Genomic DNA, 12759 nt, shown 5'->3' on the forward strand with positions numbered 1-12759 from the left:
ACATGAAATTCACACGCAGGAAAATTGCGCGCGGTTTTGCGATTGCGGCCGTTTCGGCAACATTGGCAGGCGGCGTTGTCATGCCGGCATGGGCTGCTGACCTGATCGCGATCATCACGCCATCGCATGACAATCCGTTTTATAAAGCTGAAGCGGTGGGCGCTGAAGCCAAGGCCAAGGAACTTGGCTACGAAACGCTGATCCTTCAGCATGACGACGATCCGACAAAGCAATCGCAACTGGTCGATACGGCCATCGGTCGTGGCGCAAAAGCCATCATTCTCGACAATGCCGGTTCGGAAGCATCGATTGCCGCCGTGCAGAAGGCCAAGGATGCCAAGGTCCCTTCATTCCTGATCGACCGTGAAATCAACGCTTCGGGGGTTGCGGTTTCGCAGATCGTATCCAACAACTATCAGGGCGCGCAGCTGGGTGCTGAAGAATTCGTCAAGCTGATGGGCGAAGCCGGTAATTATGTCGAGCTGCTCGGCCGTGAATCCGATCTGAATGCGGGCACCCGGTCCAAGGGCTATCACGACGTCATCGATGAATATCCTGATATGAAGATGGTTGCACAGCAGTCAGCCAACTGGAGCCAGACCGAAGCTTTCACCAAGATGCAGAGCATTCTGCAGGCAAATCCGGATATCAAGGGCGTGATTTCGGGCAACGACACCATGGCCATGGGCGCATGGGCAGCAATTGAAGCTGCAGGCCGCAAGGACGTTATCGTGGTCGGCTTCGACGGTTCGAACGATGTTCGCGATTCCATCAAGGCGGGCGGCATCAAGGCAACCGTCCTCCAGCCGGCCTATGCCCAGGCACAGATGGCCGTCGTTCAGGCTGACGAATATATCAAGACCGGCAAGGGACCAGCTGAGGAAAAGCAGCTGATGGACTGCGTGCTCATCAATCCTGACAATGCCGACAAGCTCGAAACCTTCGCCTTGAAAGACTAACTCTCAAGCTTGCGAGGCCGGGGGCGTACACCGCTCCCGGCACATTCCTGATATCGAGGATAGATTCATGTCAGTGCTAAAGTCAGCTTCCATTATTCTGCTGGCCTGCGGTGTCGCGCTTTCGGGCTGCAAAATCATCAAGACCCCGACAGCGGAAGAAGCCGCAGAAGCACGCGGCGATAATTTCAATCCGGATCGTTCGGTTTCCGACATCTGGGACGCAAAGGTTAAGCCGTTCTTTGCCGAAAAAACTGCGACGCTCGATGAAGTGATGCAGGCAGCAAATGCAGACGCGGACGCCGCCGGAGCAAAATACGGCCATCGCGAGAAGCAGGGCAATGCGCCCTGGACTTTCGCCGTCAAACTTGAAGGCACCGTGGTCGCCGCAGAAACGAAATCCCGCGCCGCCTATGTCGAGGTCGATAGCAATGGCGATGGCAAGCCCGATGCACGCGTGCAGATTGGGCCGACCGTTCGCGGCACTGCAATCCGCGACAGCCTCTCATTCGTGAACTTCAACGAATTCCGCAACCAGATCGACTGGGCACAGTTCGGCAAGGCTTTCAATACCCGCGTCAACGACAACGTATTATCCAAACTGCCGCGCGAAAATCTGGTCGGCATGAAGGTGAAAGCCCAAGGCGCTTTCCCCTTGCCTTCAAAGGGTCAGCTTCCGGTTCTCACCCCCGTTTCCATCTCTTTGGAGAAATGAGCCATGGAGACGGAAACGATCCAGAAGCACGATATCGTCCTCAAGCTTGAGGACGTTTCCAAGGTCTATTCGGGCATTGTCGCGGTCAAGCGCGCCAATCTTGAATTGCGTCGTGGCTCGGTCAACGTGCTTGTCGGTGAAAACGGTGCTGGCAAGTCAACGCTGATGAAAATCATCGCGGGTGTTGAGCGTCCGACCATGGGGAAGATCATTCTCGATGGCGAGGAAGTGGCATTCGACAGCCCCGCCGACGCGCAGAAGCGCGGCATTGCGATGATCTTTCAGGAGTTGAACCTGTTTTCGAACATGACGGTGGCAGAGAACATCTTTGCCACACGCGAGATTACACGCGGTTTGCGGGGCATTGATCACAAGGCGCAGGTCGCAAAAGCCAGCGAGTATCTCGACCGGCTTGATGCAGGCATCAGCGCAAATACGCTTGTGGCCGATCTGCCCATCGGACAACAGCAGCTCGTCGAAATCGCCAAGGCCATTTCGCTCGATGCACGCATCGTCATCATGGACGAGCCGACTTCGGCACTTTCCGCAGCCGAAGTGGATATTCTGTTCAAGGTGATTGCTGAATTGAAAAGCCAAGGGGTGGCAATCGTCTATATTTCGCATCGTCTCGAAGAACTGATGCGGATCGGCGATTACATCACCGTTCTGCGCGACGGAAAAATCACCGGCCAGGAAGAAATCAAAAATATCGATACGCAATGGATCGTGCGTTCGATGATCGGTTCGGATGCCAAGGATTTTGCCAAGCCCGTGACCCACAAGATCGGTGCGGAACGGTTTCGCGCCGAAAACATCACGCTGCCCCGCCCAACAGGCGGGCTGGCAGTCGATGATGTCTCGCTGACCGTCCGCGCAGGTGAAGTTCTTGGAATCTATGGCCTTATGGGGGCCGGACGTTCCGAGTTTTTCGAATGTGTGATGGGGCAGCACGGGCATTCTACGGGCCAAATCTATATCGATGGCGAGGAAGTGAAGGAGCGAGACACGACCCGTCGTATCCGGCGCGGCCTTGCACTCATCCCGGAAGATCGCCAGCGCGAAGGCTTGGTCCAGATCCTGTCGATTGCCAGTAACCTGACACTGGCAAGCCTCGACCGTCTGGCCCGGTTCTTCCACATCACGCCAAAGCGTGAAAAGCAGGCCATTCAACAGGCAATCAAAGACCTTTCGATCAAGGCACCGAACCCGGAATTCGAAGTCACTTCAATGTCGGGCGGCAACCAGCAGAAGGTGGTGATCGGCAAGGCGCTGATGACCAACCCAAAAGTTCTTCTGATGGACGAGCCGTCGCGCGGCATTGATGTGGGCGCAAAGGCCGACGTCTTCCGCACCATGCGGAGGCTCGCCGCCGAAGGTCTTTCCATTCTCTTTTCAACCTCTGATCTGGAAGAAGTCATGGCGCTCTCCGATCGCATCGCAGTGCTCAGCAATGGGAAGCTGGTCGCCATATTCGACCGCGATAAAGCGACGGAGGCCGATATTGTTGCCGCTTCGGCCAAGGGCCACGGACATACGCATGACAACGACCACAGCAAACAAACAAGGGAACGCGCGTCATGACAGCCAACACGACGACGGCCGCCACTGACTCAACCTTTAACAGCGGCTCGGCCCTGCTGACGCTTATGAAACTGAGAACCTTCATCGCGCTTTTCGCGGTATTCATCTTCTTCTCGTTCGCAGCACCGAACTTTCTGTCGACCGCCAACCTGATCCTGATGTCAAAGCACGTTGCCCTTAACGCGTTTCTTGCAATGGGCATGACTTTCGTCATCATCACCGGCGGCATCGATCTTTCAGTCGGCTCAATTGTCGGGCTTTGCGGCATGGTTGCCGGCGGTCTTCTGATCTACGGTATCGATCTTGGCATCGGCTATACAATCTATTTCAACATCATCGAAATCTCGCTGATCACACTGGCGGTCGGCATCGCAGTTGGCTTCATAAACGGGCTATTGATAACCAAACTGAATGTTGCACCCTTCATCGCGACACTCGGCACGCTTTATGTGGCGCGCGGTCTGGCACTTCTGTCTTCCGATGGTCAGACCTTCCCGAACCTTGTGGGCCGCGAAGATCTGGGCACAACCGGCTTCGCCTTCCTCGGATCAGGCAGCATTCTCGGTCTTCCGGTCTCGATCTGGATTCTGATCGTCGTCGCATTGGCCGCAGCCTATATCGCGCGATACACGCCGCTTGGTCGTCAGATTTTCGCAGTCGGCGGCAATGAACGCGCCGCGCGCATGTCCGGCATCCGTGTCGACCGCGTAAAGATGTTCGTCTATATGTTTTCAGGCTTCTGCGCCGCGATCGCGGGGCTTATCATCTCGTCCGAACTCATGTCGTCGCATCCGGCAACAGGGAACTCGTTTGAGCTTAACGCCATCGCGGCAGCAGTTCTCGGCGGTACCTCCATGTCGGGCGGGCGCGGCACCATTGGCGGCACCATCATCGGCGCATTCGTCATCGGCATTCTCTCCGACGGTCTCGTCATGATGGGCGTATCGTCCTTCTGGCAGATGGTCATCAAGGGCCTTGTCATCATCATCGCCGTGGTGGTCGATCAGGCACAGCGCCGCCTCCAGCAGCGCGTTACACTCATGCAAATGGCAAAAGCGGGTTAAAAATGGCAGAATTGAATGGCGCTCTGATCGGCTGCGGTTTCTTCGCAATCAATCAGATGCATGCATGGAAAGACGTTTCGGGTGCCAAGATCGAGGCAATCTGCGACCGCGACCCGGAGCGGTTGAAGATTGTCGGCGACCAGTTTGGCATCGAGCGCCGCTACACGGATGCTAAGGCGCTATTTGCGGACGGCGGCATCGATTTTGTCGATATCGCCACCACCGTTGCAAGCCACCGCGCGCTGGTGGAACTTGCTGCCGCCCATAAGGTGCCGGCAATCTGCCAGAAACCTTTTGCGAAGACGCTCGACGATGCAAAGGCGATGGTGAAGGTCTGCGATGAGGCAGGCATTCCTCTCATGGTGCATGAAAACTTCCGCTGGCAGACGCCTATCCAGGCCGTGCGCACAGCGCTCGACAGCGGCGCCATCGGCGCGCCGTTCTGGGGTCGCTTTTCATTCCGCTCCGGCTTTGATGTTTTCTCCGGCCAGCCTTATCTGGCAGAAGGCGAGCGCTTCATCATCGAAGACCTTGGCATTCATACGCTGGATATTGCACGTTTCATTCTGGGTGACGTGACAAGCCTTGTCGCACGCACCAAGCGCGTCAATCCGAAGATCAATGGCGAAGATGTGGCAACCATTCTCATGGACCATGAAAATGGAGCTACTTCTGTTGTCGATGTGAGCTATGCCACCAAGCTCGAAACCGACCCTTTTCCGGAAACGCTGATCGAACTGGACGGCACTGAAGGCTCGATCCGTCTTTATCAGAGCTATCGCCTTGAAGTAATTACGTCGGAGGGTACGACCGTTTCCGACGTTTCGCCAAAACTGCTCTCCTGGGCCTCGCGCCCGTGGCACAATATTCAGGAAAGCGTTTTTGCCATTCAGCAGCATTGGGTGGATAAACTCGCTTCCGGTGAAGAAACCTCGACATCGGGCGCAGACAATCTCAAGACCTTCGCGCTTGTCGAGGCTGCCTATGACAGTGCAGCAAGCGGCAATCGCATCGACATCAAGGCATTGCTGAAATGAGCAAAGTCGATCCATTCCTGCTCTATGGCACGCGCGAAGCAGAAGCCACGGCAACGCATCTGAAAGCAGGGCTTCTTGCCGTCGATCTCAGCGACGGCAATCTTCGTACCATCACTTATGACGGCGTCGAGATTCTGCGCGCCATCTCCTACTTGGTAAGGGATCGCGATTGGGGAACCTATAATCCGGAAATCCACGACCTGAATATCGAAGGGAATGATAGCAGTTTTACGGTTACCTATCAGGCACGTTGCGAAGGCCCCGAAGCAACGCAACTCACCATTGATGTCCGCATTCAGGCCGAGAGTGACGGCGCACTCACTTTCGACGCTGTGGCCAATACCGCGACCGGCTTTGAAACCAACCGTTGCGGCTTCTGCATTCTGCATCCGATCAGCGGCGTTGCCGGTTCGCCCGTGACTGTCGAGCATGTCGATGGCGTGCTCAACAAAACCCGCCTCCCCGACCTGATTGAGCCGTGGCAGCCCTTCAAGGACATGCGTGCAATCACCCACGAGGCTATCCCCGGCGTCATGGTCGAATGCCGCATGGAAGGCGATACGTTCGAGATGGAAGACCAGCGCAACTGGTCAGATGCATCCTTCAAGACCTATGTACGTCCGCTGGCTCTGCCATGGCCCTACCGGATCGAAGCTTTGAAGCCCCATCATCAGCGCATTGTGCTCAACATTGCTGACACGCGCCCAGCAACATCCAAAGTGGCCCAACATGCTGAACCGGTGAAAATCACTTTCGGTCACGCAGGCGGCGTCATGCCCAATATCGGCGTTATCATCACGCCGGAAGAAGCCAAGGCCAGTTCAGCTGCAACAGAGTTGCTTCGGGAAATTGCCCCGCAGGACCTGCTGTTTCATTACGATCCGTTGGCGGGACATCAAGGTTCAGTCTTTGCAGATTTCGCAGCATTAGCCGGGAACCACAAAGGACGCGTCGCGCTTGAAATTGCGCTGCCGTGCAAAACCAACCTTATCGACGAGACGACTGCAATCGCGTCCGATATGAAAGCAGCGGGCTTCACCCCGGATGCAATCATCGTTTCGCCTGCCATAGACCGGAAATCGACACCACCCGGCAGCAAATGGCCACCCTGTCCGCCGCTTGAGGAGGTTTATGCCGCCGCAAGAGCGGCCTTCCCAAATGTGCGTCTCGGCGGCGGAATGCTAAGCTATTTCACCGAACTTAATCGCAAGCGTGTTCCGGGTGAGCTTATTGATTTTGTCAGCCACTGCACCAATCCGATTGTCCACGCTGCCGACGATCTCAGCGTCATGCAGACGCTGGAGGCGCTGCCATTCATTACCCGTTCCGTACGCGCGATTTACGGCGACAAGCCCTATCGCATCGGGCCGTCCACCATTCCCATGCGTCAGAATCCCTATGGCAGCCGGACGATGGAAAACCCGAATGGCAAACGCATAGCCATGGCCAATCGCGATCCGCGTCATAATGGAAAATTCGGTGAAAGCTTCGCGATGGCCTACGCCATATCGGTGCTGAATGCGGGCCTCGACAGCCTGACGCTTTCAGCTGTCACCGGCCCGTTCGGGCTTCTTGCCGGGGAAAACGAGCCAAGGCCCGTAGGGGGGAAACGCCCGCTCTTCAATACGATAAGAACCTTGTCCGCGCTGGCAGGAAAGAAATGGCAACAGCTTGTTTCGTCCCGGCCCGGCCACGTTCTGGCTTTTGCGACAGAACAAGAATTCTGGCTGGTGAACATCACTTCACAACATCAGGCCGTCAGCATAGCTCAGTCTGGCGAGGTTACTCTTGAGCCCTATGCGGTCGAAAGTTTGAGGCGCTCCAACCTTTAGCCTGCGGCTCGTTTTGATCACCGACGGCATGAGCTGGAACCGGCAAATCCCGCTTGCTGATGACAAAATCCGGATCAATTTGCTGACCCGACGCTGCGGCATGTACTGATGGCCGATCCCGATATACGTATCGGGATCGTGGTCTTCGCCAGGATTTAACGCCCGCTCTCCACAAGCGGTGCCTTTCTTTAATTTGCAGCGTGTTCGGGCACCTTGTTTTGCAGGATAGCCAGATCGGTGACAATCGCGGCGGCTTCGTTCTGCAGAACATCCGTCGCGTTCTTACGGCTCTTCTCGATTGCAAGGTCAGCACTCAGGCTTCGCTCGTTCGACTGCAGGCCGTCGTCAATCTGCGCATCAATGCCATCATTGGATTTTCCGCGCGCCTTGGCTCGATTTTCCTGCGCGGTCATCTCATTGCGACGCACCGTTTCATTGAGCGAGATGACCTTTTTCTCGCGCTGCGCCTTAAGCGTCGCTACATCTTCCACAAAGTCCTGGAACTCGCGGGATTTCTGCACGCGCTCGTCGTGCAGATTTTGCAGCTTTGGCAGCAACGCTTTTATGTCATCAGAGGCTTTGTATTTCGCCGCTGAAACCTGAGACCACGGCAAAGCATTGTCGAAGCTCGATTCACCGACAAGCTTCAGATCGAAGAGGCCCGGCAGGCTGATATCGGGCGTCACGCCGCGCAACTGCGTCGTTCCACCGTCGACACGGAAGAACTGGGCGACCGTAAATTTAAGCTCGCCATATTCAGGTTTGGGATTGTTGGCCACTTCATCGAGGTCGACCACGGTCTGCACGGTTCCCTTACCGAAACTTGGCTCGCCTATGACCACACCACGGCCGTAATCCTGAATTGCCGCCGCGAAAATTTCCGAGGCGGAAGCAGAGCCGCGATTGATGAGCACGCCCAACGGCCCCTTCCAGGCTGGCGTCGGAAGATTATCGCTTTCAACCTTGACTTCGCCGTTTGCATTGCGTTGCTGGACCACCGGCCCCTTGCCGACGAACAGACCTGTCAGATCAATCGCCTCGCTCAGCGAACCGCCGCCATTGTTGCGCAGATCGACCAGAACGCCGTCAACCTTATCCTGCTTCAACTCGGCGATCAGCTTGGCGACATCGCGGCTGGCGCTCTTATAGTTCTTGTCGCCCTTCCGCCGCGCTTGAATATCTTCGTAGAATGCCGGGAGCGTGATCACCCCGATCTTGCGGGTAACGTCTCCGTCCTTTACGGGAAGGATCGTCTTCTTGGCGGCCTGCTTGTCGAGACTGATCTTGTCACGAACCAGCGTGATGACATGATGCTTGCCATCGGCGCCGGCATCTGCCGGCAGGATATCGAGGCGCACGACCGACCCCTTGTCGCCGCGGATCATCTGCACAACTTCGTCGAGGCGCATTCCGATTACTTCTTTGATCGGACCGTCTTTGCCCTGACCGACGCCGATTATACGGTCGCCCACGGCAAGCTTGCCCGACGACTGCGCCGGGCCACCCGCAACAAGCTCGCGGATCGTCGTATAGTCGTCTCTTTCCTGAAGCACCGCACCGATGCCAACCAGCGACAACTTCATGGAAATATCAAATTCGGCTGAAGCCTTGACGCCGAAATAATCGGTGTGCGGATCAACCGATGTTGTATAGGCAGCCATGAATGACTGAAAGGCATCGTCGCTCTTGTATTTATACGTGCGCTCGATGGAGTTCTCGTAACGCTTGTCGAGCGTCTTGCGAATAGTCGCATCATCCTTGCCGACGAGCTTCAGACGCAGCCAGTCGTTCTTGACGCGCTTGCGCCATAGATCGTCGCTTTCCGCGTTCGAACGCGGCCAGGGTTCCTTGTCGCGCACGATGGAGAATTCTTCCTGCTTGCTGAAATCGAAATTCTGCTTGAGCAGGCCACGCGCAAACGTCATGCGCTCGATGATGCGCATTTGATAGACGTTGAAAATGGAAAAGGGGATGGTCAGGTCCTGACGGTCGATGGCGTCATCGATTTCCTTGCTGCCAGTCAGGAACTTGTCGACATCCGCCTGCAGAAAGATGAGCCTGTCCGGGTCCAGTGAATCAATGAACCGGTTCATGATCCGGACCGACAAGGCGTCATCCAGCGGGACGGGCCGATAATGGAAACGCGTGAGAAATTCAGCCGTGAGATGAGCGGCTTGAACCTGCTCCGGCGATGGCTTCAGAATGGCCGGCGAACCGACCTCAAGAGCCTGCGCGGGCAAAATACCTGCCAGGAAGAGACAAACCAGGCCAATCTTGATGCGTTTCAAGTTATGTTCCATTCTTGACGCTGAGCGTTTAATTCCAACCCTTGTTGGCTAATTATGGTTTTTTGGCAACCGTCTATCCCAATTAACGCATTTCCGGTTCTCATTCATAGGAAAAGCGCGTCCCAGCGGGTAGCGGCCCAACAGATGGGAAGACAAACAAAAACCGCCAGCTATTTATTCTGGATCTTTGTGACTGGCTTATCCGCCAAAGCCCGCTTCACTGCCGCGCGTGCAGATGCCAGATCGGGCATCACCCAGTTGGGCTCACCGCCCAGAAACTTGTCGAGAAATGCGATCGCGTAACCAGGCATTTCGGCAATGTTTTCCTTGTAGGACCACCACGTGCGCAATTCATCTGCACATTGGTCTATATTCGGGACGGTGCCGAACTCCTGTTCCTGCACGGCAGCAATCGCGCAGATACAGTAGTTGGTGTAGAGAAATCCCTCGGGCCAAAACCTGACGATCTCGTACAGACGCCCCGCATCGCCGTCAGCATGATTTGGCGGCGAAATAACCTTCGCCGGAGACAGACGCATCAGTTCGCGCAGCACCAGCCCGGCTGCAAAGGTGATGAAATCCTTGCGGTCCACCTTGGCGAAACGCTTGTTCTGGTCCACCAGCTCCACCCAGTTCAGAAACGCCTCGGTGAGTTTCTTTTCATCAATGTCGTATTCAACGCCGTAGAACTCATGTAGCAGGCTTGCATGCTTGCGGAACGTCGCCCTGAACCAGCGCAGTTGGCGCAGTCGATGACGCAAATCAGGCATCGATGCCATTTGTTCCCTGAGCAGCAAATCCATGATGCGAGCGGCCTCCTGTTTCCAAGCGACATTATGCGAAGTCGATTGAAATGTCAGTCTTCATTCGTCTTTCCTTTGCGATAAAATTATACATATTGACATTCACGAAGACAAATGTTCTCTATTTCATGAAAGGCGAACGTGGAAAATAGCCGTTTGCCCTTCGTGGGAGGAGAATAAAATGGCTATCTGGCAATGGGCTTTGCTGGCCCTCGCATTGCTGTGGGGCTTCCAGTCGCTGGGCGTCTGGTTCCAGATGCGCCACTATTCCGATGTGATGAAGGGCATCACTTCGAAATATTCCGACGGTTTTGTTGGCGCGGGTCACATACGAGGGCGTTTCGGCAAGGGTGTCATCGTGTTGATCGTCGTAGATCGCGACCTCGTGGTGCGTCGCTTCCTCCAGATGAGCGGACGAACCGTCTTTGCTAAGTTCATCCGCCGCGAAGGCTTTGAGGGAATGCGCCTTGGCGAATTGCCGGACAATCCCGCGATTGGAGAAGGAACGCCTGAAGTGGTGGCTGCCGCCAGACAGGCGATAGGCCAGATCGGTCGCATAAGAGACCAGTCCGATGGGATCGAACTCGAAGGTCTGAAGGCAGTGGGAGCATAGGAGTTGCTTGCCTGAAACAAGCAATCGAGGAGGAGCAATGTCGATAGTGACGATGTTGGCGCAACATGCCGACGCAACGATTCAATCCATACATTTGGCTGGCAGCATGATTTCCGATGCGGCGCTGCATGGCAAACAGGCCGCAGAGCACGCGGGAAATGATCTTCTGCAGCTTGCGCAAGCAACGGCCCCCGCGCCGGGTGATGCGGGCGGCAGCGGAATTACCGTCGATCAGTTCAAGGAACGACTTCAAAACGTCCAGCAGGAAGAGCAACTCGGCTGGCTTGCCTCGATCGGCAAGCACTTCATCGGCGTATTCCAGAAAGGCGGCGAGGTTTTCTCGGGGTTTGTTACAGGCATTATCCCGACGCTCGTCGTGCTGATGACCGCTTTTTATGCCGTAACGGAACTGGTCGGCGAAAAGCGCGTCCATGGTATCGCGCGTAGCGCCGGGCGCATTGCGCTGACCCGCTACACGGTACTGCCGGTTCTGTCGGTGTTCTTTCTGACCAACCCGATGGCTTACACGTTCGGTTCATTCCTGGACGAGAAATACAAGCCCGCTTTCTATGATGCGGCCGTGTCCTACGTCCATCCGCCGCTCGGTCTCTTCCCGCACATCAATCCCGGCGAATATTTTGTCTGGGGCGGGGTGCTGGTTGCCCTTCTCGAGCTTGAGAAGAAGGGGGCCGTTCCAACCGGCTATCATATCAATGTTGCCATCTGGTACGCCATCGTGGGTCTCGTGGTGATCCTTCTCAAAGGCATGCTTACAGAACGCATCACCGCCATCATGGCGCGGCGTCAGGGCATCGAGCTTTAAGCCGGAACGGGGGAGAAAAACATGGTCAAGACCTATAAGGCAGTCAAGATTTCCCGCGGCTCGAATGGCTGGGGCGGCCCGCTTGTCATTCAGCGACCGACCAGCGCAACAAGGTGGTTTCGGTCACCGGCGGCGGCATCCATCCGCTTGCGCGCCAGATCGCCGAGCTGACCGGCGCGGAGGCGGTTGATGGTTTTCGCTCACCGCCAATCGAAAGCGAAATGGCAGTGGTGGTTGTCGATTGCGGCGGCACGGCCCGCTGCGGCGTTTATCCGCGCAAGCGCATCCCGACCGTAAACATCACTCCGGTCGGGCAGGCAGGTCCGCTGGCACAATTTATAACTGAAGATATCTATGTTTCCGGCGTAAAACCGGAAAACATCGTTCCCGCTGACGGTTCAGCCGCCGCAGCTCCGGCTGCTGCTGCCGTTGAAGAAGAAAAGCCTGCGCCAGTGGAACAGCCGAGCGAAGGCGGCCTTGTCGGGCTTATCAGCAGCACCGGCCGCGTCATGGGGCGCGTCGTTGGTATCTTCTTCCAGGCCGGACGTCGCACAATCGATCAGGTTATCCGCAACGTACTGCCGTTCATGGCATTCGTGACGATGCTGATCGGCCTGATCCTCTATACCGGGATTGGCGATATTCTCGCCCAGCCGCTCGGACCATTGGCCAATAACATTGTTGGTTTGCTTGTGCTTTCCGCAATTTGCGGGCTGCCGTTCCTGTCGCCAATTCTGGGACCGGGTGCGGTTATCGCGCAGGTGGTGGGTGTGGCAATCATCGGCCCGCAGATCGCAAACGGCACCATTGCACCGGCAATGGCCCTGCCCGCCTTGTTTGCCTATAACACGCAGGTCGGTTGCGACTTCGTGCCGGTCGGCCTGGCGCTCGGAGAAGCCAAGCCGAAGACCATCGAAATCGGCGTGCCAGCGGTTCTGATCAGCCGTCAGATCATGGGCCCGCTTTCGGTTTTGATCGCATGGCTGGTCAGCCTCGCGGTGCTTTGAGCTTTCAGCCCGCCGCAGCAAAGGCGGCGGCGGGCAACCT

Annotated in this window: 10 protein-coding genes and 1 pseudogene; 9 read left to right on the forward strand and 2 right to left on the reverse strand. The window is 56.2% G+C overall.

Going from position 1 to position 12759, the window contains the following annotated elements; genetic code table 11:
- The first annotated feature begins 2 nt into the window (after positions 1-2).
- The 6 genes from ACS5UA_RS18295 to apnL all read left to right on the forward strand — a co-directional run bounded on the left by ACS5UA_RS18295 (position 3) and on the right by apnL (position 7185).
- Positions 3-959, forward strand: coding sequence for a D-ribose ABC transporter substrate-binding protein (locus ACS5UA_RS18295; protein WP_443101585.1), 957 nt, complete (start codon positions 3-5; stop codon positions 957-959).
- A 67-nt stretch (positions 960-1026) separates the two neighbouring features.
- On the forward strand, positions 1027-1671 hold the full coding sequence (locus tag ACS5UA_RS18300) for a DUF2291 family protein (protein WP_230349542.1): 645 nt from the start codon (positions 1027-1029) through the stop codon (positions 1669-1671).
- A gap of 3 nt (positions 1672-1674) precedes the next feature.
- A complete protein-coding gene (locus ACS5UA_RS18305; protein ID WP_262076978.1) occupies positions 1675-3252 on the forward strand; it encodes a sugar ABC transporter ATP-binding protein in 1578 nt (525 codons plus the stop codon).
- Positions 3249-4316 carry an ABC transporter permease gene (locus tag ACS5UA_RS18310; RefSeq protein WP_006470103.1) on the forward strand — a complete coding sequence of 356 codons (1068 nt, stop codon included), beginning with the start codon at positions 3249-3251 and terminating at the stop codon, positions 4314-4316. The genes ACS5UA_RS18305 and ACS5UA_RS18310 overlap by 4 nt, the downstream gene beginning before the upstream one ends.
- Positions 4317-4318: 2 nt before the next feature.
- The gene (locus ACS5UA_RS18315; protein WP_183515908.1) at positions 4319-5353 is read left to right on the forward strand and encodes a Gfo/Idh/MocA family protein; all 1035 of its coding nucleotides are present in this window, start codon (positions 4319-4321) and stop codon (positions 5351-5353) included.
- Positions 5350-7185, forward strand: a complete 1836-nt coding sequence (gene apnL / locus ACS5UA_RS18320; RefSeq protein WP_443101586.1) for a D-apionate lactonase — start codon at positions 5350-5352, stop codon at positions 7183-7185. The genes ACS5UA_RS18315 and apnL overlap by 4 nt, the downstream gene beginning before the upstream one ends.
- A gap of 188 nt (positions 7186-7373) precedes the next feature.
- Here the strand turns inward: apnL and ACS5UA_RS18325 are convergent, their stop codons facing one another.
- A complete protein-coding gene (locus ACS5UA_RS18325) occupies positions 7374-9485 on the reverse strand; it encodes a carboxy terminal-processing peptidase (RefSeq protein ID WP_113475459.1) in 2112 nt (703 codons plus the stop codon).
- 158 nt (positions 9486-9643) lie between these two features.
- Positions 9644-10276 carry a hypothetical protein gene (locus tag ACS5UA_RS18330; protein ID WP_443101587.1) on the reverse strand — a complete coding sequence of 211 codons (633 nt, stop codon included), beginning with the start codon at positions 10274-10276 and terminating at the stop codon, positions 9644-9646.
- A 181-nt stretch (positions 10277-10457) separates the two neighbouring features.
- Between ACS5UA_RS18330 and ACS5UA_RS18335 the strand changes: the two genes are divergently transcribed.
- From ACS5UA_RS18335 to srlE, 3 genes and pseudogenes are all read left to right on the forward strand, one after another.
- A complete protein-coding gene (locus ACS5UA_RS18335) occupies positions 10458-10889 on the forward strand; it encodes a transcriptional regulator GutM (RefSeq protein ID WP_443101588.1) in 432 nt (143 codons plus the stop codon).
- Between the two features lie 37 nt (positions 10890-10926).
- The gene (gene srlA, locus ACS5UA_RS18340; protein ID WP_443101589.1) at positions 10927-11712 is read left to right on the forward strand and encodes a PTS glucitol/sorbitol transporter subunit IIC; all 786 of its coding nucleotides are present in this window, start codon (positions 10927-10929) and stop codon (positions 11710-11712) included.
- A 21-nt stretch (positions 11713-11733) separates the two neighbouring features.
- A pseudogene (gene srlE / locus ACS5UA_RS18345) lies at positions 11734-12719 on the forward strand (PTS glucitol/sorbitol transporter subunit IIB).
- Positions 12720-12759: the final 40 nt, after the last annotated feature.

Source organism: Brucella sp. RRSP16 (assembly GCF_052246815.1).
In the GTDB taxonomy this organism is placed as follows: domain Bacteria; phylum Pseudomonadota; class Alphaproteobacteria; order Rhizobiales; family Rhizobiaceae; genus Brucella; species Brucella intermedia.

What these genes read in the sequence shown, in the direction of transcription:
- ACS5UA_RS18295 (WP_443101585.1), top strand. Translation starts at nt 3, where the DNA reads ATGAAATTCACACGCAGGAAAATTGCGCGCGGTTTTGCGATTGCGGCC.
- ACS5UA_RS18300 (WP_230349542.1), top strand. Translation starts at nt 1,027, where the DNA reads ATGTCAGTGCTAAAGTCAGCTTCCATTATTCTGCTGGCCTGCGGTGTC.
- ACS5UA_RS18305 (WP_262076978.1), top strand. Translation starts at nt 1,675, where the DNA reads ATGGAGACGGAAACGATCCAGAAGCACGATATCGTCCTCAAGCTTGAG.
- ACS5UA_RS18310 (WP_006470103.1), top strand. Translation starts at nt 3,249, where the DNA reads ATGACAGCCAACACGACGACGGCCGCCACTGACTCAACCTTTAACAGC.
- ACS5UA_RS18315 (WP_183515908.1), top strand. Translation starts at nt 4,319, where the DNA reads ATGGCAGAATTGAATGGCGCTCTGATCGGCTGCGGTTTCTTCGCAATC.
- apnL (WP_443101586.1), top strand. Translation starts at nt 5,350, where the DNA reads ATGAGCAAAGTCGATCCATTCCTGCTCTATGGCACGCGCGAAGCAGAA.
- ACS5UA_RS18325 (WP_113475459.1), bottom strand. Translation starts at nt 9,485, where the DNA reads ATGGAACATAACTTGAAACGCATCAAGATTGGCCTGGTTTGTCTCTTC.
- ACS5UA_RS18330 (WP_443101587.1), bottom strand. Translation starts at nt 10,276, where the DNA reads ATGGATTTGCTGCTCAGGGAACAAATGGCATCGATGCCTGATTTGCGT.
- ACS5UA_RS18335 (WP_443101588.1), top strand. Translation starts at nt 10,458, where the DNA reads ATGGCTATCTGGCAATGGGCTTTGCTGGCCCTCGCATTGCTGTGGGGC.
- srlA (WP_443101589.1), top strand. Translation starts at nt 10,927, where the DNA reads ATGTCGATAGTGACGATGTTGGCGCAACATGCCGACGCAACGATTCAA.